The sequence below is a fragment of the Stenotrophomonas sp. YJH_SMC_64 genome, from assembly GCF_059371375.1.
Window position 1 is genome coordinate 17,978 of the sequence record NZ_JCAFUN010000005.1, and the last position, 24,957, is coordinate 42,934.

General features: G+C 66.5%; 21 protein-coding genes. 12 read left to right on the forward strand and 9 right to left on the reverse strand.

Features of this window, described 5'->3' with window-relative positions:
* Positions 1-83: 83 nt before the first annotated feature.
* Both AC5P9L_RS06190 and AC5P9L_RS06195 read left to right on the forward strand, forming a co-directional pair.
* Positions 84-1,475 (forward strand): class II 3-deoxy-7-phosphoheptulonate synthase, encoded by a 1,392-nt coding sequence (locus AC5P9L_RS06190; protein ID WP_005408220.1) that lies wholly within the window; start codon positions 84-86, stop codon positions 1,473-1,475.
* 845 nt (positions 1,476-2,320) lie between these two features.
* Entirely contained in the window at positions 2,321-3,505 is a 1,185-nt protein-coding gene (locus tag AC5P9L_RS06195) for a mechanosensitive ion channel family protein (protein WP_033835444.1), read from the forward strand.
* 91 nt (positions 3,506-3,596) lie between these two features.
* Here the strand turns inward: AC5P9L_RS06195 and AC5P9L_RS06200 are convergent, their stop codons facing one another.
* From AC5P9L_RS06200 to typA, 3 genes are read right to left on the reverse strand one after another with little or no spacing between them, the layout of a single operon-like run.
* Positions 3,597-5,219, reverse strand: coding sequence for an amidase (locus tag AC5P9L_RS06200; protein ID WP_043033752.1), 1,623 nt, complete (start codon positions 5,217-5,219; stop codon positions 3,597-3,599).
* Between the two features lie 41 nt (positions 5,220-5,260).
* The gene (locus AC5P9L_RS06205) at positions 5,261-5,728 is read right to left on the reverse strand and encodes a DUF2127 domain-containing protein (protein WP_005408223.1); all 468 of its coding nucleotides are present in this window, start codon (positions 5,726-5,728) and stop codon (positions 5,261-5,263) included.
* Positions 5,729-5,739: 11 nt separating this feature from the next.
* Positions 5,740-7,587 carry a translational GTPase TypA gene (typA, locus tag AC5P9L_RS06210; protein WP_005412346.1) on the reverse strand — a complete coding sequence of 616 codons (1,848 nt, stop codon included), beginning with the start codon at positions 7,585-7,587 and terminating at the stop codon, positions 5,740-5,742.
* 273 nt (positions 7,588-7,860) lie between these two features.
* Between typA and AC5P9L_RS06215 the strand changes: the two genes are divergently transcribed.
* The 6 genes from AC5P9L_RS06215 to AC5P9L_RS06240 all read left to right on the forward strand — a co-directional run bounded on the left by AC5P9L_RS06215 (position 7,861) and on the right by AC5P9L_RS06240 (position 14,522).
* Positions 7,861-8,352, forward strand: coding sequence for a peptidylprolyl isomerase (locus AC5P9L_RS06215; RefSeq protein WP_005408225.1), 492 nt, complete (start codon positions 7,861-7,863; stop codon positions 8,350-8,352).
* Positions 8,353-8,470: 118 nt separating this feature from the next.
* Positions 8,471-9,457, forward strand: a complete 987-nt coding sequence (locus AC5P9L_RS06220; protein ID WP_004153634.1) for a malate dehydrogenase — start codon at positions 8,471-8,473, stop codon at positions 9,455-9,457.
* A 129-nt stretch (positions 9,458-9,586) separates the two neighbouring features.
* Positions 9,587-10,201 (forward strand): RluA family pseudouridine synthase, encoded by a 615-nt coding sequence (locus tag AC5P9L_RS06225; protein ID WP_227415239.1) that lies wholly within the window; start codon positions 9,587-9,589, stop codon positions 10,199-10,201.
* Positions 10,202-10,841: 640 nt separating this feature from the next.
* Complete coding sequence (prpE, locus tag AC5P9L_RS06230; protein WP_010483967.1) at positions 10,842-12,722, forward strand: propionate--CoA ligase; 1,881 nt, start codon at positions 10,842-10,844, stop codon at positions 12,720-12,722.
* 193 nt (positions 12,723-12,915) lie between these two features.
* Positions 12,916-13,419 (forward strand): hypothetical protein, encoded by a 504-nt coding sequence (locus AC5P9L_RS06235; RefSeq protein WP_010483966.1) that lies wholly within the window; start codon positions 12,916-12,918, stop codon positions 13,417-13,419.
* Positions 13,420-13,466: 47 nt separating this feature from the next.
* Positions 13,467-14,522: a suppressor of fused domain protein gene (locus AC5P9L_RS06240; protein ID WP_262101835.1), complete on the forward strand. Its 1,056-nt coding sequence runs from the start codon at positions 13,467-13,469 to the stop codon at positions 14,520-14,522.
* Between the two features lie 123 nt (positions 14,523-14,645).
* Here AC5P9L_RS06240 and AC5P9L_RS06245 read toward each other — a convergent pair whose 3' ends face one another.
* The 5 genes from AC5P9L_RS06245 to AC5P9L_RS06265 all read right to left on the reverse strand — a co-directional run bounded on the left by AC5P9L_RS06245 (position 14,646) and on the right by AC5P9L_RS06265 (position 20,222).
* On the reverse strand, positions 14,646-15,257 hold the full coding sequence (locus tag AC5P9L_RS06245) for a glutathione S-transferase N-terminal domain-containing protein (protein WP_005408230.1): 612 nt from the start codon (positions 15,255-15,257) through the stop codon (positions 14,646-14,648).
* An 84-nt stretch (positions 15,258-15,341) separates the two neighbouring features.
* On the reverse strand, positions 15,342-15,800 hold the full coding sequence (locus AC5P9L_RS06250; RefSeq protein WP_004154513.1) for a cell wall hydrolase: 459 nt from the start codon (positions 15,798-15,800) through the stop codon (positions 15,342-15,344).
* A gap of 298 nt (positions 15,801-16,098) precedes the next feature.
* Positions 16,099-18,129, reverse strand: a complete 2,031-nt coding sequence (locus tag AC5P9L_RS06255; protein ID WP_262101836.1) for an NADPH-dependent 2,4-dienoyl-CoA reductase — start codon at positions 18,127-18,129, stop codon at positions 16,099-16,101.
* Between the two features lie 237 nt (positions 18,130-18,366).
* Positions 18,367-18,996 (reverse strand): membrane protein YczE, encoded by a 630-nt coding sequence (yczE, locus tag AC5P9L_RS06260; protein ID WP_005408232.1) that lies wholly within the window; start codon positions 18,994-18,996, stop codon positions 18,367-18,369.
* A gap of 206 nt (positions 18,997-19,202) precedes the next feature.
* Positions 19,203-20,222 carry a zinc-binding alcohol dehydrogenase family protein gene (locus AC5P9L_RS06265; protein ID WP_012479247.1) on the reverse strand — a complete coding sequence of 340 codons (1,020 nt, stop codon included), beginning with the start codon at positions 20,220-20,222 and terminating at the stop codon, positions 19,203-19,205.
* A gap of 357 nt (positions 20,223-20,579) precedes the next feature.
* Between AC5P9L_RS06265 and AC5P9L_RS06270 the strand changes: the two genes are divergently transcribed.
* The 4 genes from AC5P9L_RS06270 to AC5P9L_RS06285 all read left to right on the forward strand — a co-directional run bounded on the left by AC5P9L_RS06270 (position 20,580) and on the right by AC5P9L_RS06285 (position 23,657).
* Positions 20,580-21,680 (forward strand): OmpA family protein, encoded by a 1,101-nt coding sequence (locus tag AC5P9L_RS06270; RefSeq protein ID WP_005408234.1) that lies wholly within the window; start codon positions 20,580-20,582, stop codon positions 21,678-21,680.
* Between the two features lie 219 nt (positions 21,681-21,899).
* Positions 21,900-22,406, forward strand: a complete 507-nt coding sequence (locus AC5P9L_RS06275; protein ID WP_005408235.1) for a hypothetical protein — start codon at positions 21,900-21,902, stop codon at positions 22,404-22,406.
* Positions 22,407-22,426: 20 nt separating this feature from the next.
* Complete coding sequence (locus AC5P9L_RS06280) at positions 22,427-23,236, forward strand: pseudouridine synthase (protein ID WP_262101837.1); 810 nt, start codon at positions 22,427-22,429, stop codon at positions 23,234-23,236.
* Positions 23,237-23,321: 85 nt separating this feature from the next.
* Positions 23,322-23,657 (forward strand): hypothetical protein, encoded by a 336-nt coding sequence (locus tag AC5P9L_RS06285; RefSeq protein WP_262101838.1) that lies wholly within the window; start codon positions 23,322-23,324, stop codon positions 23,655-23,657.
* Between the two features lie 84 nt (positions 23,658-23,741).
* On the opposite strand, the gene kbl is transcribed toward AC5P9L_RS06285, so the two are convergent.
* Positions 23,742-24,950, reverse strand: a complete 1,209-nt coding sequence (kbl, locus tag AC5P9L_RS06290; protein ID WP_012479249.1) for a glycine C-acetyltransferase — start codon at positions 24,948-24,950, stop codon at positions 23,742-23,744.
* Between the last annotated feature and the right edge of the window lie 7 nt (positions 24,951-24,957).

Genomic DNA, 24,957 nt, shown 5'->3' on the forward strand with positions numbered 1-24,957 from the left:
AGGCGAGCCGGTAGGCCGGACCGGCCCTTTGCGTCAGCGGCCGGCTCTGCGACCATGACCGCCCCCCATCCCGGAAGTCTGCAATGAGCCTGTCCGCCGTTCCGCCCGTGCCCGATCCCGCCGCGACCGCCGCCGGCGCTGCCTGGTCGCCGGAGAGCTGGCGGGGCAAGACCGCGCTGCAGATGCCGACCTATCCCGACCCGGTAGCCCTGGAGGCGGCCCTGCACGAGCTTAAGCGGCTGCCACCGCTGGTCACCTCATGGGAGATCCTGGCGCTGAAGCAGCAGTTGGCCGAGGCCCAGGAAGGCAAGCGCTTCCTGCTGCAGGGCGGCGACTGCGCCGAGAACTTCAGCGACTGCGAATCGGGCACCATCTCCAACCGGCTGAAGGTACTGCTGCAGATGAGCCTGGTGCTGGTGCACGGCCTGCGCCAGCCGGTGATCCGCGTTGGCCGCTTTGCCGGCCAGTACGCCAAGCCGCGTTCGGCCGATACCGAGACCCGCGACGGCGTAACCCTGCCGAGCTACCGCGGCGATGTGATCAACGCCCCCGCTTTCACTGAAGCAGCGCGTCTGCCGGACCCGAAGCGGATGCTGCAGGCCCACGCGCATTCGGCGATGACGATGAACTTCGTGCGTGCGCTGATCGACGGTGGTTTCGCCGACCTGCACCACCCCGAATACTGGAACCTGGAGTGGGTAAGCCACTCGCCGCTGGCGGCCGATTACCAGAAGATGGTGGCCTCGATCGGCGATGCGGTGCACTTCATGGAGACCCTGGCCGGGGCCCGCGTGCACAACCTCAACCGCATCGACTTCTACACCTCGCATGAAGCGCTGCTGCTGCCCTACGAGCAGGCGCTGACCCGCCAGGTGCCGCGCCAGCAGGGCTGGTTGAACCTGAGCACGCATTACCCGTGGATCGGCATGCGCACGGCTGCGCTCGATGGCGCGCACGTGGAATACCTGCGTGGCGTGCGCAATCCGATTGCGATCAAGGTCGGCCCGTCGGTGACGCCGGACCAGCTGCTGCGCCTGATCGACGTGCTCAACCCGCACGACGAACCGGGTCGACTGAGCTTCATCCACCGCATGGGTGCGGCGCAGATCGCCGAGAAGCTGCCGCCGCTGCTGGATGCCGTCAAGCGTGATGGCCGCCGCGTGCTGTGGGTGTGCGATGCGATGCATGGCAACACCGAAAGCACTGCCAATGGCTTCAAGACGCGTCGCTTCGACAACGTGCGTGGCGAAGTGGAGATGTCGTTTGATCTGCATGCGGCCGCGGGAACGCGCCTGGGTGGCGTGCACCTGGAGCTGACCGGCGAGGACGTGACCGAATGCACCGGTGGTGCGCGCGAACTGACCGAGCGTGACCTGGAGCGTGCGTATCGCTCAACGGTGGACCCGCGGTTGAATTACGAGCAGTCGCTGGAGATCGCGATGGCGATCGTGCGCAAGCAGGAGCAAGTGCGGTAATGGGTTTTCGGCAGGGCTTGCATCCCTGCACCTGCTGCAATCAACGTCAACGGCAAAAGCTGAAGCAGCGGCAACAGCATGCATTCCGTGGGCTGGCGGGGCGGTGTCGGAGTGCGGGGGCGCTGCAAGTACGTCCCTGTAAGCTTGGCAGCCGCATCCATGCGGCTGACACCCCGCACTCCGACACCGCCCCACCTTCGACAGGTTCAGGTCGCTATTGGTGGGTGCCGACCGTTGGTCGGCACATCTGTCAGATGTCGAATGAATCATCCACGCATGGCGTGGATCTACTGGTAACTGCGGCGATTGGCATGCGCGGCTGTTGGTAGGTGTCGACCGTTGGTCGATACGATTTTTCTGTCAGATAGCAGTATTCAAAATGGGCTCCGACCCCGTGCCGACCAACGGTCGGCATCCACCATCAGCAGCAGGTTCCGACAGATCGCAGAAAACTGTCGAAGGCGGGGTGGGTCCGGTTGCGGGGGCGTGAGCCGCATGGGCCCGAGGCATGCCTCGGGCGGGTTGGGCAGGACGCCCAACCCCGGTCTTGCCGTGTGCGCAGGACTGCGCACACGAGCAAGCGGCGACCGAGCTTACATGGGTGAGGGCGCTTTGCTTGCGAAGCACTGCTTCGCAAGCGCCCGAACGCACAGCCGCCGACGGCTGGGCCGGGCCCCGGAGGGGGACTTGCAGCGACCCCCGCAACCGGACCCACCCCGCCATCCCACAAGAAATCCGCTTCTGCTTCTGCTTCGGCTGTTGCTCCAGCACGCAGCAGGTGCAGGGCTGCAAGCCCTGCCGACCAACACCCTGCTTACGAACGGCTGACGTGACGCTCATGCGCCATGCGCGAGGCTGTCCACCTGGTTGTCCGACTGGAGGTGGCAACGGTGCACTGGCAGAGCGCACAGGCCTACGCATGGCCGTTGGGATTGGCCGTAGTGGTGGGCGGCATAGGCGCATGGCTGATCCTGTGGATCTATCACCGGCTGAAAGGGCGTGATCGCCGACGTGCGCGTATCGGTCGAGTACTCGGGTTGCCGCTGGCCACCGCGTGGCCGCTGCTGCTGCTGATTCCCGCCTTGCAGGCGACGCCGCTGCAGGATCCGTTGCTGGGCCATCTGCAGCACGGACTGCACATTGCGTTGATGGCCTGCTTCGTCTGGCTGCTGGTACGCGCGGTGGCGGCGGGCGAGCGCGCGATCCTGCGCAGCCATCCCATTGATGTCTCCGACAACCTGGAGGCACGCCGCATCCAGACCCAGACGCGCGTGCTCAGCAGGGTGTTGATGGGCGGCATCATCGTGCTCGGTGCGTCGCTGGTGCTGTTGACCTTCCCGATGGTGCAGAAGATCGGCACGGCGCTGCTGGCGTCGGCAGGCCTGATCGGGCTGGTGGCGGGCATCGCCGCCAAGCCGGTGTTCGGCAACCTCATCGCCGGCCTGCAGATCGCACTGACGCAGCCGATCCGCCTGGACGACGTGGTGATCGTCGAAGGCGAGTGGGGACGCATCGAGGAGATCGGCAGCAGCTACGTGGTCGTGCGGATCTGGGATGAGCGGCGGATGGTGGTGCCCTTGACCTGGTTCATCGAGAACCCGTTCCAGAACTGGACGCGGCGCAGTGCCGATCTGCTCGGCACTGCGTTTCTGTGGCTGGACTATCGGGCACCGATCGCGGCGATCCGTGCCGAGCTGGAGCGCATCTGCCATGGCCAGGCGCTATGGGATGGGCGCGTCTGCGTGACACAGGTGACCGAAACCAACGAGCGCGCGATCCAGGTGCGCCTGCTGGTCAGCGCGCGCAGTTCCGGTGATGCTTTTGATCTTCGCTGCCTGGTGCGCGAACGCATGCTCGATTTCCTCGCACGTGAGCATCCGCAGTCGCTGCCGCAGGTGCGTGCGCGGCTGCAACACGAAGACGAGCTGGATATGCCGCGTGGTCCACGTGCACGCACTGCGGATGTGCGTTCGCCAGGTGCTGAAGATGGTGAGGCGGCGATCGTGCCGGTGGAGCCACAGGATCGGTAGTGCCGGCCGCTGGCCGGCAACGCCGGAGCGATCGAGCTGCCGGCCAGCGGCCGGCACTACCGGAAGCAAGATGTCGCGGCGTCACCGGAGCTCACGGCTCGCCGGCGTCGATCAGCGCATCGGTATCAAAGTGTGGCGGCCGCCGCGCACGGGTGCGCTGCTCGTAGGCGTAGGCCATTTCGATCAGCTTCGGCTCGCTCCAGGCGGTGCCCATGAACAGCAGGCCGACGGGAAGGCCGTTGATCTGGCCCATCGGCACGGTCAGGCTGGGGTAACCGGCCACGGCAGCGGCGCTGTAGCTCTCGCCGGGGAAGTCGTCGCCTTCGCTGCGGATCGGCCACGCCACACCGGTGGTCGGCGCCACCAGCGCATCGAGCTGATGGGCGGCGAGAGCTGCATCGATGCCTTCCGGGCCGGCCAACCGGCGCGCATCACTGCGCGCGCGGATGTAGGCAGGGTCTGCCAGGCCGGTGGTGGCATCGGCCTCCACCAGCAGCTCCTGGCCGAACAGGCCCAGTTCCTGCTTGCTGTGCGCCTGGTTGAAGGCGATCAGTTCGGCCAGGCTGCGCAGTGGCGCGCGGTGGGTGCTGAAGTAGCGCTCCAGCCCGGCCTTGAACTCGTACAGCAGCAGCGTGCGCTCAGCCTCGGCCCACGCGCCCTGGTTGGGCAGCTCCACTGGCACCACCACGGCGCCGGCGCGACGCAGCTCGGTCGCTGCCTGATCGATCAGCGGCGGCATGCCGCGGTACTTCAGCAGCGGCGTCTGCAGCAGACCGATGCGTTTGCCGCGCAGGCCCTGCGGGTCCAGGCGCGCGGTGTAGTCGTAGACCGCACGGCCGGGCATGGTCGCGGTGGCGGGATCGGCGTCATCGCGGCCGGCGATCGCAGTCAGCACGGCAGCAGCATCGGCGACGCTGCGGGTCATCGGGCCGGCGGTGTCCTGGCTGAAGGAGATCGGCACGATGCCATCACGACTGACCAGCCCGACCGTCGGCTTCAGACCGACCACGCCGTTGATCGCGGCCGGGCAGACGATGCTGCCGTCAGTTTCGGTGCCGATCGCCACGCTGGCCAGGTTGGCGGCCACGGCCACCGCGCTGCCGCTGCTGGAACCGCACGGTGAATGGCTGATGCGGTAGGGGTTGCGGGTCTGGCCGCCGCGCGCGCTCCAGCCGGAGATGGAGTCATTGCCGCGGAAGTTGGCCCACTCGCTGAGGTTGGTCTTGCCCAGCACTACGGCGCCAGCCTCGCGCAGCCGGCGTACCAGGTAGGCATCGTCCGGACGGAAGCCCTGCAGGGCCAGTGAGCCGGCACTGGTGACCATCGGTGCGGCGTTGATGTTGTCCTTCAGCAGCAGGGGGATGCCGTGCAGCGGCCCACGCAGGCGCCCTTCGCGGCGCTCGCGGTCGCGTGCGGCGGCTTCCTTCAGCGCGTCGGGGTTGAGCTCGATCACCGCGCGCAGGCGGGGCCCGGTGCGGTCCAGGGCGGCGATACGCTGCAGGTAGGCCTGGGTCAGGGTGGTGCTGTCCAGATCTCCGGCAGTCATCCGCGCCTGCAGGTCGGCGACATCGGTTTCGGCGTACGGGAACGGCACGTTGCGGCTCGCAGGTTCGGCCGCATGCGCGCTGGGCGTGGCCGGGCTGCAGCCAGCCGAAAGCAGCGCCGGCAGCGCGGCGAGCAGGCAGGTCAGCAGAGGCGGCAAGGACGGGCGCATGGGGCGGCTTGGTCGGCTCCAATCCCCAGTGTAGCCGGTGCTCAGCGGTGGCGCTTGCGCAGGTCGCGGGCGAGGACGTAGACCACGATCAGGTTGATCGCAAGGATCGTCCATGACGGCCAACCGGGATGGCGGATGATCGCGAAGATGTCGAAAGGCAGGTACAGGGCGGCGGTCAGGCAGCCGAGCCAGGACGCCCAGGCCTTGGCCCGCCACAGGCCCCAGGCTTCGACCAGGTGCAGCAGGCCGTAGCCGATCATCCCCGCCGCGGCCAGGTGGACCGCGTCGGGACTGATCATATGCAGCAGCGAGGGCAGGGTGCCATGGTCCGGATCCAGGCTGAAACGCCGGATCAGGGCCATGATGCCGTGCCGCAGCGGCTGCGGTCCGAGCACTTCCAGCCCGGTGGCGGCCAACAGCGCCAGCATCGCCTTGCTCGCTTCGAGCAGGGCGATGACGTGCAGACCCGGATGCCGGTGTGGATCCGGGTTGTAGCCGCTCTGGTTCACGGGGTGCTGGCTCAGCCGCCGCGCGAAGCCTTCTTGCGATCGCTCTCGGTCAGGAACTTCTTGCGCAGGCGGATCTCCTTCGGGGTGATCTCGACCAGCTCGTCGTCTTCGATGAAGTCCAGGGCCTGTTCCAGCGAGTACTTGATCGCCGGGGTCAGCTGGATCGCATCGTCCTTGCCCGAAGCGCGCATGTTGGTCAGCGGCTTGGTCTTGATCGCGTTGACGGTCAGGTCGTTGTCCTTGGAGTGGATGCCGACCAGCTGACCTTCATACACGTTGTCGCCTTCAGCAGCGAACAGCTTGCCGCGCTCCTGCAGCGGGCCCAGCGAGTAGGCCGGCGTGGTGCCCGGTGCATTGGCGATCATCACGCCGTTGATGCGCTTGGCAATCGCGCCCTGTTCCTTCGGACCGTAGTGGTCGAACACGTGGAACAGCAGGCCCGAACCCTGGGTCAGGGTCTTGAACTCGTTCTGGAAACCGATCAGGCCACGGGCCGGGATCTGGTACTCCAGGCGCACGCGGCCCTTGCCGTCCGATTCCATGTTCTTCAGCTGGCCCTTGCGGGTGCCCAGCTTTTCCATCACGCCGCCCTGGTGGATTTCTTCGATGTCCACCACCAGCTGCTCGATCGGCTCCATCAGCTGGCCGTCGATTTCCTTGATGATCACTTCCGGGCGCGACACGGCCAGCTCGTAGCCTTCGCGGCGCATGTTCTCGATCAGCACCGACAGGTGCAGTTCGCCACGGCCGGAGACCAGGAACTTGTCGGCGTCTTCCAGCTGCTCGACCTTCAGGGCCACGTTGTGGACCTTTTCACGGTCCAGGCGGTCCTTGATCTGGCGGCTGGTCAGGAACTTGCCACCGGACAGGTCCTTGTTGCCGGCGAACGGCGAGTTGTTGACCTGGAAGGTCATCGAGATGGTCGGCTCGTCGACGGTCAGCGCCGGCAGCGCTTCCGGGAAGTCCGGTGCGCAGATGGTGTCGGAGATGGTCAGCTCCTGGATGCCGGAGATGGCCACGATGTCGCCGGCCTCGGCCGAATCCTGCTCGATGCGCTCCAGGCCCATGAAGCCCAGCACCTGCAGCACCTTGCCGTTGCGCTTCTTGCCTTCACGGTCGATGACCGCGACCTGCATGTTCTTCTTCAGGGTGCCGCGCTGGATGCGGCCGATGCCGATCACGCCCACGAAGTTGTTGTAGTCCAGCTGGCTGATGCGCATCTGGAACGGGCCTTCCGGATCCACTTCCGGCTTCGGCGCGTGCTGCATGATCGCTTCGTACAGCGGGGTCATGTCGCCGTCGCGCACGGTGTCTTCCAGGCCGGCATAGCCGTTCAGGCCCGAGGCGTAGACGATCGGGAAGTCCAGCTGCTCGTTGGTGGCGCCGAGCTTGTCGAACAGGTCGAAGACCTGGTCGATCACCCATTCCGGACGGGCGCCCGGACGGTCAACCTTGTTGACCACGACGATCGGCTTGAAGCCCATCGCGAAGGCCTTCTGGGTCACGAAGCGGGTCTGCGGCATCGGGCCGTCCATCGCGTCGACCAGGATCAGCACGGTATCGACCATCGACAGCACGCGCTCGACCTCACCACCGAAGTCGGCGTGGCCGGGGGTGTCGACGATGTTGATCCGGTTCTTGATGCCGGTCTTCTTGTCTTCCCAGGTGATGGCGGTGTTCTTGGCCAGGATGGTGATGCCGCGTTCCTTTTCCTGGTCGTTGCTGTCCATCACGCGCTCGGCGAGGACGGTGCGCTCGGACAGGGTGCCGGACTGCTTCAGCAGCTGGTCGACCAGGGTGGTCTTGCCATGGTCGACGTGGGCGACGATGGCGATGTTGCGAAGATTTTCGATGGACATACGAAAGGGGGCCAGTCGGCGCCGGATTTGGAAAAAGAAGTCCAACATTATACGTCGAACTTGACGATTCGCGAAAAGGTGGATTTCACATCCGTCGCGGGGCCCATTCAGCTGGCCGTCCGCCGCGTCGGCCGGGGCCGCCAGCGCCCGGAGACGCGGCTTCCCGTCCACGGGCTGAAGCCGGGTTCTTCACCGATGGTCGAAGCCGCCGCCGCCACGAGGCAGGTGTAAACTAGGTGGCTAGACGCGTTCCCCTCTGCATCAAGGATCTTCATGTCCCTCATCGCCACTTTCGACACCACCCAGGGCCCGATCAAGGTCGAGCTGTTCGCCGACAAGGCGCCGCTGACCGTGGCCAACTTCGTGAACCTGGTCAAGCACGGCTTCTATGACGGCCTGATCTTCCACCGCGTGATCGCCGACTTCATGATCCAGGGCGGCTGCCCGCAGGGTCGTGGCACCGGCGGCCCGGGCTACAAGTTCGAAGACGAGAAGAACGGCGTGAAGCACGAGGTCGGCTCGCTGTCGATGGCCAACGCCGGCCCGAACACCAACGGCAGCCAGTTCTTCATCACCCACATCAAGACCGACTGGCTGGACGGCCGCCACACCGTCTTCGGCAAGGTCCTGGAAGGCCAGGCCATCGTTGATTCGGTCAAGCAGGGCGACGTGATCCATTCGATCACCCTGGAAGGCGACGTCGACGCCGTGCTGGCCGCCCAGGCCGACCGCGTCGCGGAGTGGAACAAGCACCTCGCCGCCTGATCCCCCTTCGAAACGGCCACCCATGGGTGGCCGTTTCCCTGTTCCCCGCCGCCCGCCTGGCCTGCGTGGCTCTGCCCGCGGCGTCCCATCAAACGCTTGCAAGCAAGAGGAAACCCCCATGAAAGCACCCGTTCGTGTTGCCGTGACCGGCGCCGCCGGCCAGATCGGTTATGCCCTGCTGTTCCGCATCGCCTCCGGCGAAATGCTGGGCAAGGACCAGCCGGTCATCCTGCAGCTGCTGGAACTGCCGGTCGACAAGGCCCAGGCCGCCCTGAAGGGCGTGATGATGGAGCTGGAAGACTGCGCCTTCCCGCTGCTGGCCGGCATGGTCGGCACCGATGACGCCGAAGTCGCGTTCAAGGACGCCGACATCGCCCTGCTGGTCGGCGCACGTCCGCGTGGCCCGGGCATGGAGCGCAAGGACCTGCTGCTGGAAAACGCCAAGATCTTCACCGCCCAGGGCGCAGCGCTGAACAAGGTCGCCAGCCGTGACGTGAAGGTGCTGGTGGTCGGCAACCCGGCCAACACCAACGCCTACATCGCCATGAAGTCGGCGCCGGACCTGAAGCCGGAAAACTTCACCGCCATGCTGCGCCTGGACCACAACCGCGCGCTGAGCCAGCTGTCGACCAAGCTGGGCAAGCCGGTCGGTGGCATGGAGAAGCTGGTCGTGTGGGGCAACCACAGCCCGACCATGTACCCGGATTACCGTTTCGCCACCGCCGATGGCGCATCGATCGCCGATGCGATCAACGACCAGGAGTGGAACGCCAACACCTTCATCCCGACCGTGGGCAAGCGCGGCGCGGCGATCATCGAAGCCCGTGGCTCGTCCTCGGCTGCTTCGGCCGCCAACGCTGCCATCGACCATGTGCGTGACTGGGTGCTGGGCAGCAACGGCAAGTGGGTCACCATGGGCGTGCCGTCCGACGGTTCCTACGGCATTCCGGAAGGCGTGATCTTCGGCTTCGCAGTGACCACCGAGAACGGCAAGTACACCCTGGTCAAGGATCTGCCGATCGACGACTTCAGCCAGAAGTACATTGACAAGACCCTGGCCGAGCTGGAAGAAGAGCGCGCCGGCGTCGCCCACCTGCTGGGCTGATGCAGGCGGTACCGGCCACGGCCGGTACCTCCACCGCGATGGTGGGTACCGACCGTTGGTCGGTACGCTCACCGCAGAAGACGGGGAGGCTTCGGCTTCCCCGTTTTCATTTGGAATTCCTGGAATCGCATGATCCACCTGCACTACATCGACGACGCGCTGCTGGTTGCCGAGAAGCCGGCCGGCCTGCTGTCCGTGCCCGGCCGCAGCGCCGAGAACCAGGACTGCGTGGTCGCGCGCCTGCAGGCGCTGTACCCGGATGCGTTGACGGTGCATCGGCTGGATCAGGTCACCTCCGGCCTGCTGCTGCATGCGCGTGGCAAGGACATGCAGGCGGCGCTGTCGATGCAGTTCGAGCGGCGCCAGGTCGGCAAGCGGTATGAAGCGGTGGTGCAGGGGCTGCTCGAGGGTGATGCCGGCGAAGTGGACCTGCCATTGATCGTGGACTGGCCGAACCGGCCGAAGCAGATGGTCGACCATGAGCGCGGCAAGCCGGCGCTGACGCGTTGGCGCGTGTTGGCTCGTGATGTTGAAGCGCAGCGCACGCGCGTGGAACTGGAACCGATCACCGGCCGCAGCCATCAGCTGCGCCTGCACATGGCCAGCCTTGGCCATCCGATCGTCGGCGATGTGCTGTATGACGCGGCACTGGCGCAACGCGTGCATCTGCATGCGCGCAGCCTGCGGTTTACGCATCCGCTGACGGGCGAGGCGCTCGCGTTCGAGTCCGCGGCTCCGTTCTAGAGAGTAGGTGTATCGGCAGGGCTGCGCCCTGCACCTGCTACGAACCGGAGCAACGCGAAAGACCAAGGCGGCTCTGGTTTTCTGCTTGTTGGGCGGGGCGGTGTGGGTTGGCAGGACACGCCGTAAACCCATCCATGGGGGCTCGATGGCGCCATCCATGGCGCCAACGGTCCTGCCAACCCACACCGCCCCGCCTTCGACAGATCTCCGGTGACGGATGGTCTATCCACGCTTTGCGTGGATCAAATCCATCGGAATCGAATATTTCGACAATTGATCGAAAAGGATCCACGCATGGCGTGGATCTACCGTGTCGACCAAGGTCGACACCCACCAAGAGCAGGCAATGCCAGCCCGAAAGATTGCGGGGAACTGTCGAAGGGGGGGTGGGCCCGGTTGCGGGGGGGCGTGAGCGCCTTGGATGGCGCGACCGAGCCTCCATGGACGGATTCACGGCGTCCCCCGCAACCGGACCCGCCCCGCCATCCCCGGTAAGCCAGCTTCTGCTGTTGCTTCGGCTTCTGCAGGTGCAGGGCTGCAAGCCCTGCAGAACAAACCCACCCCCTACCAAGGTAGGGCGGCCCGCTCGCCAGCGCCGGACTATCCTCGAACCCATGACTTTGTCTGGGAGGGCTGCGTCATGAACTACGAGGAAACCTACCGTCGCTCGATCGACGAGCCGGAGGCCTTCTGGGGCGAGGAAGCCAAGCGCATCCATTGGCACAAACCGCCGCAGCAGGTGCTCGACTACAGCAACCCGCCGTTCCGGCGCTGGTTCGTCGGTGGTGAAACCAATCTCTGCTACAACGCCGTGGATCGCCACCTGGCCGAGCGCGCCGACCAGCTCGCGCTGGTCGCCATCTCCACCGAAACCAACAGCACGCGTGAGATCACCTATCGCCAGCTGTATCGCGAAGTGAACGACTTCGCCGCCGTGCTCAAGCACCTCGGCGTCGGTCACGGTGACCGCGTGGTGATCTACATGCCGAACATGGCCGAAGCCGTGTTCGCGATGCTGGCCTGCGCGCGCATCGGTGCGGTGCACTCGGTGGTGTTTGGTGGCTTCGCCGCGCACAACCTGGCGCTGCGCATCGACGATGCGAAGCCCAGGCTGCTCATCGCCGCCGATGCCGGCATGCGTGGTGGCAAGCTGATTCCGTACAAGCCGATGGTCGACGCCGCCTGCGCCGAAGCGGCTTCGCCGCCACCGCATGTGCTGATCGTGTCGCGTGGGCTGGATGCAGCCGAACCACGCGTGCCGGGCCGTGATGTGGAGTACGCCACGCTGCGTGCGCAGATCGGGGAAGTCGATGTGCCGGTGCAATGGCTGGAAGCAAGCGAACCGAGCTACCTGCTGTACACCTCCGGCACCACCGGCAAGCCGAAGGGCGTGCAGCGTGATGTCGGTGGCTATGCCGTGGCGATGGCGCAGTCGATGGAGACGGTATTCGACTGCAAGCCTGGCCAGGTGATGTTTTCCACCTCTGATGTCGGCTGGGCTGTCGGTCATTCCTACAATGTGTACGGCCCGCTGATCGGTGGTTGCACCTCGCTGCTGTACGAAGGGCTGCCGACCAATCCGGACCCGGGCATCTGGTGGGCACTGTGCGAGCAGTACAACGTGCGAACGATGTTCTCTTCGCCCACCGCCATCCGCGTGCTGAAGAAGCACGACGCAGACTTCATCCATCGCCACGACCTGCGCGCGCTGAAGTACCTGTTCCTGGCCGGTGAGCCGCTGGATGAACCGACCGCGCACTGGATCAGCGAAGCGCTCGGCAAGCCGATCATCGACAACTACTGGCAGACCGAAACCGGCTGGCCGGCACTGACCCTGCTGCCGGGCCTGGAGATGAAGCCGGTGCGCTTCGGTTCGCCGGGTTTCCCCAATCTCGGCTATCGGATGAAGGTGATCGACGAGAACACCGGTGAGGAAGTCGCACCGGGGCAGAAGGGCGTGCTGGTGGTGTCGCCGCCGTTGCCGCCGGGCTGCATGAGCACGGTGTGGAATGATGACAGCCGCTTCCTGCAGAGCTACTTCAGCCACTTCAAGGAACTGCTGTACAGCTCGCTGGACTGGGCGATCCGCGATGATGATGGTTACACCTTCATCCTCGGCCGCACCGATGATGTGATCAACGTGGCCGGGCACCGCCTGGGCACGCGCGAGATCGAGGAGGCCATTTCCAGCCATCCGCGCGTGGCCGAGGCTGCCGTGATCGGGGTCAAGGACGAACTGAAGGGGCAGGTGCCGCTGGTGTTCGTCACCCTCAAGCAGGGGCTCGATGGCGAGGATCCGGCGCCGGTTGTGGCCGAGATGATGGCGACGGTGACGACTTCGCTTGGTGCGGTAGCGCGCCCAGCGCATGTGCACGTGGTCAATGCACTGCCCAAGACCCGTTCGGGCAAGCTGCTGCGGCGCTCGTTGCAGGCGTTGGCCGAACAGCGCGACCCGGGTGACCTGTCGACGCTGGATGATCCCAGCGCGCTGGAGGAAATCCGCCGCGCGCTGGGCCGCTGACCTGCTTCTGCAGAGCCGAGCCGATGCTCGGCTCCGCATGCCTTGCCAAAGCAGCCGAGCATGGGCTCGGCTCTACAGGGGAGGCCGTTGCTGCACCGCAGCTTCCTCCCTGCAACCGGTGCGCTAAGCTCGGTTGCAGGGGAGCGTGCCCGCCAGGGCGCGCCGGCATTGCGCATCGAGGGAGGGGGAGGCAATGGCATTGCTGCACGCCAAGACGGCGGCTGGCCGTCAGGAGATCGAAGACCGTGGCCGGCGCCTGCCGGCGGCATTGCGTTCGATCCTGCTGATGGTCGACGGCCATCGCGATGACACTGAATTGCGCGGCCTGTTCGAAGGCCTGCGTGCGCCGCCCGACGCACTGGAGCAATTGTCAGCGCAGGGCCTGATCGAAGTGATCGGCGGAAGTGCCGAGGTGACACCGCTGCGCGGCATCAGCACCGGGCGCGAACAGGACCCGGCGCTGTACCAGCAGCTGTACGACGCGATGAGCGAGGCGGTACGCCGCCACCTGGGCCTGAAGGGCTACTTCATGCAGTTGAAGATCGAACGCTGCACCGATGCGCTGGCGCTGGAACGCCTGTGCCCGGAACTGCTGGCGGCGGTGGGCAAGGCGCGCAGTCCGGCGCTGGCGCAGCGCTGGTGGCAGGAAACCCAGGCTGCCGTGGTCAATGGTGGTGGCGAGGTCGTGCAGGCCTGAGCCACCGCGTAAAGTGATCGGTTCACTTCCCCCACAAGGAGTCCCGCGTGCAGGACGACCACGACGACACCGACACCCCTGGCTGGGACGCGATCAATGCGGCGCTGGCGCCCCTGTATGCCGGGCAGGAGCCGCGTCACTTCGGCACCGCGCTGCCGTACACGCTCGGTGGCCAGGATCCTCTCGATGGCATCAGCGTGTACTGGGCGGATGCGCCTGTACCCCACTGGCACTACATCACTTATGGCTTCTCCGAACTGTATGCCAAGGAGAGCAGTGATGCCGCCACCAGCGGCTATGGTTTCGAGCTGACCTTCCGCCTCGCTGCCGACGCCGGTGAGAACGCCGGCAGCACCCCGCCGGTGTGGCCGATGAACCTGCTGCAGAACCTGGCGCGCTATGTGTTCGGCAGTGGCAACGTGTTCGAGGACGGTCACCATCTCAATGCCAACGGCCCGATCGCGCTGGAGACCGGCACGCGCTTGTGCCATCTGGCCTTCGTCGCGGATCCGCAGTTGCCCGCACGCGACACCGCCAATGGCCACCTGCAGTTCCTGCAGCTGGTCGGGCTGACCGATGAGGAGATGGAAGCGGTCAAGCGCTGGTCGACGCGCGGCGTGCTGCAGGTGCTGCAACCGGCGATGCCGCTGTGGATCAGCGACCTGCATCGCGGCAACCTGCTGGAGGAACCGGCGCTGGCCGCACAGGTGCAGGCCGGCAGCGAGCGCGAGGGCTCCAGTACCGGCATGTTGTTCATCGAGACACTGGATTGGCGGCAGGAGGCGGGCGTCACCACCCTGGTGCTCGGCGCCGGGCAGGTGGCCAGTGTGTGCGAGCTGCTGCCATTGCGCCTGCGCCACGGCAAATCGCTGGAACTGGCCAGCCGCGAGCGGCAGTGGGAGTTCATTCCGGCAGCGCGCGGTGAAACCGGCGAGGTATCGGCCGACAGCGCGCGCTGGGCGCTGGACGAGACGGGGCTGCAGGCCCTGGCGGGCGTGCGTGCCGAACGTGGCATCTACCCGGTGGCGGGAGCGCTGCGCATCGAAGTGGTGCCGACCTACCTGCGCGATGCCAACGGTGAAGTGATCCGCCAGATCGGCTGAGTGTGGTGATGGCGCCGGTGGGGTCAGAGCCGCCTGCTGTGCAGACGGATCCGACCCCGCCCTGGCAGCGGTATCGGGGTCGGATCCGTTCGCCACGCGAACGGCTCCGACCCCGGGTCAGGCTCAGGCCAGGCCTTCGGCCTTCAGTGCGGCCTGCACGCCGGCATCGGCGTCCATGCGTGCCTTGTAGGCGGCCAGGTTGTCCAGGCCCGACAGGTCGACCTTGGTGCCGGCGGCCCAACGCAGGGTGATGTAGAAGTACGGGTCGGCGAAACTGCGGAAGCCGGCCAGCCAGGGCTTGTCGGCCAGCTGCCTGTCAGCGGTCTCGAACAGGCCACGCAGGCGCTTGTGTGCGGCGGCGCGGATCGCGTCGAACTGGCTTTCGTCGGCGATGAACTTGCCCGGTGCGAACAGCGGCGAGAAGGCCGGATGCACGTCGGAATTGACGAAGGCCAGCCAGCGGGTGGCTTCGGCACGCTGGCGCGCGCTGCCATCGCCGCCTAGGCCGGCCTGCGGGTAGGTGTCGGCGATATAGCCCATGATCGCGGCGTTCTGCAGCAGCACGAAGTCGCCATCGACCAGCGCGGGAACGGCGCCGGCCGGATTGATCTTGAGGAATTCCGGACCCTTCAGGGTGTCCTTGTTCAGCAGTTCGACCTCGAACGGCTGGCCGGTCCACTGCAGGGCGATGTGGTCGGCGGTGGAACAGGCACCGGGCTTGCTGTACAGCTTCATGGGAACTCCAGGTGATGCGGGCGGGAAACGCCCACTATCCCAGAGCCTGCCAGCGGGCGGCAACGCTGCCGCCAGCACGGATCGTTACGACTGCCGCGGCTTGAGGTTCTGCACCTTATAGAAGGTGTGATCGCCGATGGTGGCCACCTGGTAGGCATTGCGCCAGTTCGGGCTGGCGATGGACAACGCGGCGAAGTGGCTGGCTCCGGGCACGATCTCGCGGCGCTCGCCGGCCGGCAGCGCCCAGTTGCGCTCGGCGTCGAAGGCCACGTTCATTGCCTCGCTCCAGGCCGCGTCATTGCCCAGCTGGGTGCCGGGGGAGACGATGGTCGGCGCGAACTGCTTGCGCGCGGTGACCACCTGGCACATCGAGTCGCCCCACAGGCCACTGTCGAGGCGGCGCAGGGCGACCTCGGCAACGGCTTGCTGGCCGCGCAGGGTCTGGTCGCGGGCTTCCAGGTAAACGGTGGTGCTCAGACACAGTGAATCAGCGGCCGGCTGCGGCAACAACTGCGACAGCCAGAGAATCCAGGCCAGTTTCATATAACTCCTTGCTCCGTATGGGCCGCACTCTCCGCTTCCAGTCGCGGGGGCGACAGGATGCGGGGTACGACTTGGCGTCATGGGGAGGCGGCCATCGGGGCCGCCCCGTGGGCAGCCCCAAAAGAAACGACCAGTACCGATCGTGGGGGCTGCGCCGGCTCACCGGAAACTGGCTGGTGAGCGGAAAGATGGCGCAAGGTAGGGGGGCGTAGCCGAACGCATCGTGAACCGTCCGGCTTGACATTCAGGTTCGGGAGGGGTGACGGAAATCACATTCCGTCCCCCATTCATGCGCTCATCAGAGCGCGGCGGCCACCCGGCTGCCCTGGTCGATGGCCCGCTTGGCGTCCAGTTCGGCCGCTACATCGGCACCGCCGATCAGCTGCGCGTTGATGCCGGCGGCCTGCAGCTCGGCCTGCAATGCGCGGTTCGGTTCCTGCCCGGCGCAGATCACCACATGGTCGACCGGCAGCAGCTGTTCGCTGCCTTCCACGCGGATGCGCAGGCCTTCGTCGTCCACGCCCAGGTACTCGACGCCGCCGAGCATGCGCACGCCCTTGGCCTTCAGCGTGGCGCGGTGGATCCAGCCGGTGGTCTTGCCCAGCCGCGCGCCGGGCTTGCCCGGGCTGCGCTGCAGCAGCCACAGCCGCCGCGGCGATGCCTCGGGCTGCGGCCTGGCCAGCGAGCCGCGGGCCTCGAACGTGCTGTCCACGCCCCATTCGGCCATCCAGCGCTGTGGGTCCAGCGCGGGGGACTCACCAGCGTGGCTGAGGAATTCGCCGACATCGAAGCCGATGCCGCCCGCGCCGATGATCGCCGCACTGGCGCCCACTTCGACCCGGCCCAGCAGCACGTCCAGGTAGCTGACCACCTTGGCGTGGTTGGCGCCGGGGAAGTCGACCTTGCGCGGCGTGATGCCGGTGGCCAGCACCACCTCGTCGAAGCCGGCCAGGCTGGCCGCATCTGCTCGCGTGCCCAGGCGTAGCTGCACGCCGGTTTCAGCCAGCTTGTGGCGGAAATAGCGCAGGGTCTCGTGGAACTCTTCCTTGCCGGGGATGCGCTTGGCCACGTTGAACTGGCCACCGATCTCGTCGTTGGCATCGAACAGGGTGACCTGGTGGCCGCGCTCGGCGGCCACCGTGGCGCAAGCCAGGCCGGCCGGACCTGCGCCGACCACCGCGACCTTTTTCGGCGTGGCAGCCGGGCGGTAGACCAGCTCGGTCTCGTGTGCGGCACGCGGATTGACCAGGCAGCTGGCCAGCTTGTTCTCGAACACGTGGTCCAGGCAGGCCTGGTTGCAGGCGATGCAGGTGTTGATCGCCTCGGCGCGGCCGGCGCGGGCCTTGTTGGGCCATTGCGGGTCGGCCAGCAGCGGGCGCGCCAGCGACACCATGTCGGCGCCGCCGCTGGCGAGGATGTGCTCGGCGACGTCGGGCATGTTGATGCGGTTGGTCGCCACCAGCGGCACCGTTACATGCAACTTGAGCTTGGCGGTGACAGCGGCGAAGGCGGCGCGCGGCACCGAGGTGGCAATGGTCGGGATGCGCGCTTCGTGCCAGCCGATGCCGGAATTGATGATCGTCGCGCCAGCCGCCTCGATGGCCTGGGCCTGCTGCACGATCTCTTCCCAGTTGCTGCCGTCGTCAACCAGATCCACCAGCGACAGGCGGTAGATGATGATGAAGTCCGGGCCGCAGGCCTCGCGGATGCGGCGCACGATCTCCACTGCAAAACGCATGCGTTGGTTGGCGTCGCCACCCCAGCGGTCGGAGCGCTTGTTGGTGCGCGGGGCGATGAACTCGTTGATGAGGTAGCCCTCCGAGCCCATCACTTCGACGCCATCGTAGCCGGCTTCGCGGGCCAGCTTTGCGCTGCGTGCGTAGTCGGCGATATGCCGCTCGACGCCGCTGGCCGACAGCGCACGGGGGGTGAACGGGTTGATCGGCGCCTTCAGCTTCGACGGTGCCACCGACAGGGGATGGTAGGCATAGCGGCCGGCATGCAGCAGCTGCAGGCAGATCTTCGCGCCGTGCTGGTGCGCGGCCGCGGTGAGCTGCCGGTGCGGGCGCACTTCCCAGGGCCAGGACAGCTTTCCGCCAAAGGGCTTCAGCCAGCCGACCACGTTCGGCGCGAAGCCACCGGTGACGATCAGGCCGACGCCACCTTCGGCGCGTTCGGCGAAGTAGGCGGCCAGGCGCGGGAAGTCGCGGGCGCGATCTTCCAGGCCGGTGTGCATCGAACCCATCAGCACGCGGTTGCGCAGCTGGGTGAAGCCCAGGTCCAGCGGGGCGAACAGGTGGGGATAGGCGCTTTCGTTGGCTGGCGACATGATCGATACGCTTGCGTACGGAAGCGCGAAGCGTGCCGGGAAACGGCGGCTGGGGCAAGGGGCGCGGGCGGTAGTGCCGGCCGCTGGCCGGGTACGCTCGGCACATGCGTGCTGTCGCTCCCGCATTTCGCTGCGCGAACCGCGGGCCCCACTTATCTGCCTCCAACCCCGCGCCTGCGGCGCTGCCCCCGAACTCCGGGGGCGGTAGTGCCGGCCGCTGGCCGGCATTCGATCAGCTCAGGGTGATTGCGGTTGCCGGCCAGCGGCCGGCACTACCGGGGGACGCCCAATCCCGAACCAGCCCAGCGTTACTCCGCACAGGGGGCCAATCAGCAGGGCGAAGGCGAGGGTGCCGACACCGACATTGCCGCCGAGCCACCAGCCCAGCAGCAGCACGCTGCCCTCGATCAGGCTGCGCACCTTCCAGATCGGCCAGCCGGTGCGGGCATGCAGGCCGGTCATCAGGCCGTCGCGCGGGCCGGGCCCGAGCTTGGCGCCGATGTACAGGCCGGTGGCCAGGGCGACCAGCAGCATGCCGGCGCAGAACATCGCCAGCTGCCAGCCAAGGCCGACCGCCGGGGGAAGCAACCACAGCCCGAACTGCGCGGATGGGCCGATCAACATCACGTTGAGCACGGTGCCGACGCCCGGCTTCTGTCGCAATGGCCACCACAGCAGCAGCACCAGGGCACCGATCACATTGGTGGCCAGGCCGAACGATAGCGGCGTCTGTGCGGCGATGCCCTGCGACAACACGTCCCAGGGGGCCACGCCGATCGCTGCACGGATCATCAGCGAGGCGCCGAAGCCGTACAGGAACAGGCCGATGATCAGTTGCAGCAGACGCAGGGGCAGGGCGGTGGGCATGGTGGCGCTCGGGGAGAGGGGGGGCTGTTTCCACCGTAATCCCGATTCAGTCACTCCCATAGATACAGATGCCGGCCGATCCACCGCTACAGGAGTCGTCGATCCTGCGTATGGGCCGTTCTGTGGAGGTGGGCCATGCTCCGGCTGCTTTGCCTGGCACCGCCAGCCGAACATGGCTCGGCACTGCACCGGCGTTCCAGCCTGGCTCAGTCGCCCCAGCCGGCCAGCGCCAGCTTGCCCACCGTGCGCCCGCTGGCCAAGCGCTGATGCGCGATGTCCAGATTCGCCGCATTGATCGCGCCCAGCGTCTCGCTGAGGGTGCCGCGCAGCTGGCCAGCGTCGATCATGCTGGCCGCGCGGCTGAGGATGCGGTGCTGTTCGATGCGGTCCGCCGTGGCGAAGCGCGAACGCGCGAACATGAACTCCCAGTGGATGCCGATGCACTTGGCCTTGTAGGGATCACCGATGCGCAGCGCGCCGCGCGGTTCGACGATGAGGCCGACATGGCCCTGTGGCGCCAGCAGCTGACCCAACGCATCCCAGTAATGGTCGGTGTCGGCCAGGTTGAGCGCGACCTGTACTGCGTCGATGCCCAATGCCTGCAGCTGGGGCAGCAGCGGCTGCCGGTGGTCGATTACATGCTGGGCACCCATCTGCCGGCACCAGTCGATCGACGATTCACGCGAGGCGGTGGCGATCACCTCGAATCCAGCATGCCGGCCCAGCTGGATCGCCATCGATCCAACACCGCCTGCTCCGCCGATCACCAGCAGGTGCTGGCCGGCATGGCGGCGATCATCCAGCTGCAATGGCATGCGCTGGAACAGCAGTTCCCATGCGGTGAGCGTGGTCAGTGGCAGTGCGGCCGCTTCGGCGAAGTCGAGCGTGGTCGGCTTGCGCGCTACCAGCCGTTCGTCCACAAGATGGAACTGCGCATTGCAGCCTGGCCGGGTGACATCACCGGCGTAGTAGACCTCGTCGCCGGACGCGAACAGGCTGGCGTCCTCGCCGATCGCTTCGACCACCCCGGCGGCGTCCCAGCCGAGTACGCGGGGTGCTTCGAGCGTGGCCGGATCGGTGGTCGCCCGCTGCTTGCCGTCGACCGGGTTCACCGAGACGGCCTCGACCCGGATCAGCAGGTCGCGGCCACCCGGAGGCAGCGGCGGGGGCAGATGGATATCGCAGAGGGCGGGGGCGGATTCACGACTCAGGGCGACAGCTTTCATCTCGGCTCCGGCTGGGTTCGTGGCTCCATCATAGAGTTCCTCACGTTTCAGCAGATACGCTGAATCGGGTGGAGCAAGCTGTTGCGCAATATGTCGTATTCCGCACTTAAACCCCGTCAAACCCTTGCAGCGTGAGGGTCTTGCGGATTTTCATCATCCTGTATAGGGTTTCAACGTCGGACCGGTGGAGGGTCGGGCGCGATACTTCACATGTTACGGGACTGTTAACATGACCTTCACCCGCCTGAGCATAATGTTCGCGGCGGTGGCGTGCTGAATCGGCTGTCGAACATCGACGCACTAGTGCTGGCCCATGCCTCTACCGGTTTCATACCCCCGAAATAGGAGCTGTACTCAATGAACAAGAAGATCCTTACTGCCGCGCTGCTGGGTGGTCTGGCTTTCGCCCAGGCTGCGTCCGCGCAGGAGTTCGATGACCGCTGGTACCTGACCGGTTCGGCCGGCTTCAACTTCCAGGACAGCGACCGCCTGACCAATGACGCTCCGTTCGTCACCCTGGGCCTGGGCAAGTTCATCAGCCCGAACTGGTCGCTGGACGGTGAGCTGAACTACCAGAACCCGAACTTCGACGCCAACAAGGACATGAACTGGTCGCAGTACGGCGTCTCGCTGGACCTGCGTCGCCACTTCATCAAGGAAGGCCGCGGCTGGAACCCGTACCTGCTGGCCGGCCTGGGCTACCAGAAGTCGGAAGAAGAGTACAACCCGATCAGCGGTGGCCTGGCTGACCGCAAGGACGGCAACTTTGCCGCCAAGGTCGGCGTCGGTCTGCAGACCACCTTCGAGAAGCGCGTCGCTGTCCGTGCCGAAGTCGCCTACCGCGCTGATTTCGACGACCAGAGCGTGAACCCGAAGCGTGCCGGCAACGATGAAAGCTGGTTCGGCGACGTGCTGGCTTCGGTCGGCGTCGTGATCCCGCTGGGCCCGGCTCCGGTCGCGGCTGCTCCGGCTCCGGCTCCGGTTGCCCCGAGCTGCGCCGACCTGGATGACGACGGTGACGGCGTCAACAACTGCGACGACAAGTGCCCGAACTCGCAGCCGGGTCAGACCATCGGTCCGGACGGTTGCCCGGTGCCGGTCTCCATCGACCTGAAGGGCGTCAACTTCGACTTCGACAAGTCGAACCTGCGTCCGGACGCCGTGGCGATCCTGAGCGAAGCCACCGAGATCCTGAAGCGTTACCCGGATCTGCGCGTTGAAGTCGCCGGTCACACCGACTCGAAGGGTACCGACGCTTACAACCAGAAGCTGTCGGAGCGTCGTGCTACCGCCGTGTACAACTACCTGACCAAGAACGGCGTTGACGCCGGTCGCCTGGTCGGCCCGATCGGCTACGGCGAGAGCCGTCCGATTGCTCCGAACACCAACCCGGATGGTTCGGACAACCCGGAAGGTCGCGCCAAGAACCGTCGTACCGAGCTGAACGTCCAGAACTAAGTTCTGACGCTCTGCCAGTAGGACACAGCAGGACCCGGCTTCGGCCGGGTCTTGTTGTTTCTGCGGCCCGGAATCCGGTGCCTGCCGGTCCGGGGGTAACCGTTCGTCGGGTTTTTGTCCGTAAAACCAATGGGTTGCCGTATTCATTGAAAGTGGCGCTTGAAAGCTGTCGCGGCATTGCTAAACTCGCCGCGTCACTTCCTTTCGTGGATGCCCTTCATGCTGCGCTCTGCATCGGCCGCCGTCCTGGCGCTGGCCCTGGTTCCCGCCGCCCACGCTGCGGTCGATTGCTCGGTCAACACCAGCGCCTCGCCGCTGCCGTTGCCGGCCACGACCATCGCGCCGGTGGCCGACGAGCTCTACATCCGTGGCAACCAGCTGGGCATGCCGGCCGGCGTGCTGAGCAGCAACTACGATCCGTCGCAGTCGCTGGACCAGGTGCTGCAGCGCCTGCGCATCGATGGCTGCCAGAACATCGCCAAGGCCATTCCGAGCGCACCGGCGGTGAAGCCGAATGATCCTGCGGCCTACAAGCCGCAGACCGAATTCGACAACACGCCCTGGCGCTTCGACATGAGCCAGAACGGCAAGCGCATGACCGCCGAAGAGTTCGACGCCTGGATGAAGGCGCGTGGCGTGCGTGTGGTCAAGGCGCGTCCGGCTCCGGCCGCCACTCCGGCCCCGGCCGAAGCACCGGCTGAGACCAAGCCGGTCGACAAGAAGTAAGCACCGCGGGGAGCAGAGGCTTGCGCACGCGCCGCCCACCTGCCGCCCCCGCCGCCCGCTCCCACGCATCGCGTGGGCGTGCGACTCCCGCTGCCACCGCCGCCGGTGTCCGTCATGGCCTGGCGCGCGTGCTGTCCAAGGCCGGCGTGTGCTCGCGCAGCGAGGCCGCGCGCTGGATTGCCGACGGACGCGTACGCGTCTCCGGCCGCATCGTGCGGGATCCCGAGTTCCCGATTGGCCAGCCGGCGCCGCCGATCGAGGTCGATGGCCAGCCGATGGGCGCGCCGCAGCGGCTGTACCTGATGCTCAACAAGCCGCGCGGGGTGGTGACCACCGTGCAGGACGAGCGTGGCCGCGACACCGTCTACCGCTGTTTCGATGGTGCAGGGCTGCCGTGGATAGCGCCGGTCGGGCGCCTGGACAAGGCCAGTGAAGGGCTGTTGCTGTTCAGCAACGATCCGCAGTGGGCGGCGCGCCTGACCGATCCGGAAACCGGTCCGCAGAAGACGTACCACGTGCAGGTCGACCGCCTGCCAGATGACGCCACGCTGGCGGCCCTGCAGGCTGGCGTGGATGACGAGGGCGAGTTCCTCGTGGCCCAGGCCGTGCGCGTGCTGCGCAGCGGCGACAAGACCGCGTGGCTGGAGGTGGTCCTCGACGAGGGCCGCAACCGCCACATCCGCCGCCTGCTGGCGGCCTTCGACCTGCAGGTGCTGCGCCTGGTCCGGGTTGCGATCGGCGGGCTGCAGCTCGGCGATCTCGGCAAGGGCCAGTGGCGGATGCTGGAGGTCAATGACCAGCAGCGGCTGGGGGCCGCTGCACCGGGCTGATCATCGCCCGCGGCCGGCGGTTGCCGGCCACCGTTCCAGGCGTAGGGGGCGCCTGGTTGCTGAACTTCCCGAACGGAGCCTGCCCATGTACCACCTGACCCTCAACCAAACCCTGCGCTGCGCAGGCCTGCTGCTGCCGATGGTGCTGCTGACCGCCTGTGGTGGCCACAAGAAGGTGGCCAAGGCAGAAACGCCGGCCGAAACCCCGGTGGTGGAAGTGAAGACCCCGGAGCTGGATGGCCGCGGCAGCTACCGCTTCCTGATGAGCAACGGCGACAAGAAGATGACCGCCGATGAGTTCGATGCCTGGATGAAGGCCAACGGCATCAGCGTTGCAAAGGGCAACGGCCAGGACGCTGCCGCCAAGCCGGTGGTGGTGGCCAGCAAGGACGAGCCGAAGGGCAAGAAGAAAAAGAAGTGATGCCGGGAAGGTGCCGACCTCGGTCGGCACGCCCTCAAGCTCTGGTAGGTGCCGACCTTGGTCGGCACGCTTTGACCGCTGGGATCAACCCTTGATCACGCCCAGCTCGACGCCAATGCGGGTGAACGCATCGATCGCGCGGTCCAGGTGCTCGCGGCTGTGCGCAGCGCTGATCTGGGTGCGGATGCGCGCCTGGCCCTTGGGCACCACCGGGAAGAAGAAGCCGATCGCGTAAATGCCTTCTTCGAGCAGGCGCTCGGCGAACTTCTGCGCCAGCGGTGCGTCGTACAGCATCACCGGGCTGATCGGGTGCACGCCCGGCTTCACGTCGAAACCGGCGGCGACCATCTTTTCGCGGAAGTAGCGGGTGTTCTCCACCAGGGTGTCGCGCAGGTCGTCAGCGGCGGCCAGCATCTCGAACGCCTTGATGCCGGCGGCCACCACATGCGGCGGCAGCGAGTTGGAGAACAGGTACGGCCGCGAACGCTGGCGCAGCAGCTCGATCACCTCGGCGCTGGCGCAGGTGAAGCCGCCCAGTGCGCCGCCCATGGCCTTGCCCAGGGTGCCGGTGATGATGTCGATCTTCTCCAGCACGCCCTTCACTTCGGCCGAGCCGCGGCCGGTGGCACCGAGGAAGCCGGTGGCGTGGCATTCGTCGATGTGCACCAGCGCGTTGTACTTCTTCGCCAGCGCGGTGATCTCGTCCAGCGGGGCAATGAAGCCGTCCATCGAGAACACGCCGTCGGTGGTGATCAGCTTGGTCTTGCAGCCGGCGGCATCGGCGGCCTGCAGCTGGGCTTCCAGGTCGGCCATGTCGCAGTTGGCGTAGCGGAAGCGCTTGGCCTTGCACAGGCGCACGCCGTCGATGATCGAGGCGTGGTTCAGTGCATCGGAAATGATCGCGTCGTTCTCACCGAGCAGCGGTTCGAACAGGCCGCCGTTGGCGTCGAAACAGGCCGCGTACAGAACGGTGTCCTGCTTGCCGAAGAAGTCGGTGATCTGCTTCTCCAGCTGCTTGTGCAGGTCCTGGGTACCGCAGATGAAGCGCACCGAGGCCATGCCGAAGCCGTGGGTATCCAGCGCATCCTTGGCGGCCTGGATCAGGTCCGGATGGTCGGCCAGGCCCAGGTAGTTGTTGGCACAGAAGTTCAGCACCTTGCGGCCATCCTCGAGGGTGATCTCGGCCGACTGCGGGCTGGTGATGATCCGCTCGGACTTGAACAGGCCCTGGGCGCGGATGGCGTCCAGTTCCTCGGCGTAGTGGCGGGTCAGGGCGGAGGAGGCGTCGGTCATGGCGTGG

Excerpts from the sequence above, each read along its gene's own strand:
- AC5P9L_RS06225 (WP_227415239.1), top strand. The coding sequence starts at position 9,587 with ATGATCCACCTGCACTACATCGACGACGCGCTGCTGGTTGCCGAGAAG.
- kbl (WP_012479249.1), bottom strand. The coding sequence starts at position 24,950 with ATGACCGACGCCTCCTCCGCCCTGACCCGCCACTACGCCGAGGAACTG.
- prpE (WP_010483967.1), top strand. The coding sequence starts at position 10,842 with ATGAACTACGAGGAAACCTACCGTCGCTCGATCGACGAGCCGGAGGCC.
- yczE (WP_005408232.1), bottom strand. The coding sequence starts at position 18,996 with ATGCCCACCGCCCTGCCCCTGCGTCTGCTGCAACTGATCATCGGCCTG.
- AC5P9L_RS06215 (WP_005408225.1), top strand. The coding sequence starts at position 7,861 with ATGTCCCTCATCGCCACTTTCGACACCACCCAGGGCCCGATCAAGGTC.
- AC5P9L_RS06245 (WP_005408230.1), bottom strand. The coding sequence starts at position 15,257 with ATGAAGCTGTACAGCAAGCCCGGTGCCTGTTCCACCGCCGACCACATC.
- AC5P9L_RS06190 (WP_005408220.1), top strand. The coding sequence starts at position 84 with ATGAGCCTGTCCGCCGTTCCGCCCGTGCCCGATCCCGCCGCGACCGCC.
- AC5P9L_RS06255 (WP_262101836.1), bottom strand. The coding sequence starts at position 18,129 with ATGTCGCCAGCCAACGAAAGCGCCTATCCCCACCTGTTCGCCCCGCTG.
- AC5P9L_RS06220 (WP_004153634.1), top strand. The coding sequence starts at position 8,471 with ATGAAAGCACCCGTTCGTGTTGCCGTGACCGGCGCCGCCGGCCAGATC.
- typA (WP_005412346.1), bottom strand. The coding sequence starts at position 7,587 with ATGTCCATCGAAAATCTTCGCAACATCGCCATCGTCGCCCACGTCGAC.
- AC5P9L_RS06285 (WP_262101838.1), top strand. The coding sequence starts at position 23,322 with ATGTACCACCTGACCCTCAACCAAACCCTGCGCTGCGCAGGCCTGCTG.
- AC5P9L_RS06250 (WP_004154513.1), bottom strand. The coding sequence starts at position 15,800 with ATGAAACTGGCCTGGATTCTCTGGCTGTCGCAGTTGTTGCCGCAGCCG.
- AC5P9L_RS06270 (WP_005408234.1), top strand. The coding sequence starts at position 20,580 with ATGAACAAGAAGATCCTTACTGCCGCGCTGCTGGGTGGTCTGGCTTTC.
- AC5P9L_RS06235 (WP_010483966.1), top strand. The coding sequence starts at position 12,916 with ATGGCATTGCTGCACGCCAAGACGGCGGCTGGCCGTCAGGAGATCGAA.
- AC5P9L_RS06200 (WP_043033752.1), bottom strand. The coding sequence starts at position 5,219 with ATGCGCCCGTCCTTGCCGCCTCTGCTGACCTGCCTGCTCGCCGCGCTG.
- AC5P9L_RS06275 (WP_005408235.1), top strand. The coding sequence starts at position 21,900 with ATGCTGCGCTCTGCATCGGCCGCCGTCCTGGCGCTGGCCCTGGTTCCC.
- AC5P9L_RS06265 (WP_012479247.1), bottom strand. The coding sequence starts at position 20,222 with ATGAAAGCTGTCGCCCTGAGTCGTGAATCCGCCCCCGCCCTCTGCGAT.
- AC5P9L_RS06195 (WP_033835444.1), top strand. The coding sequence starts at position 2,321 with ATGCGCGAGGCTGTCCACCTGGTTGTCCGACTGGAGGTGGCAACGGTG.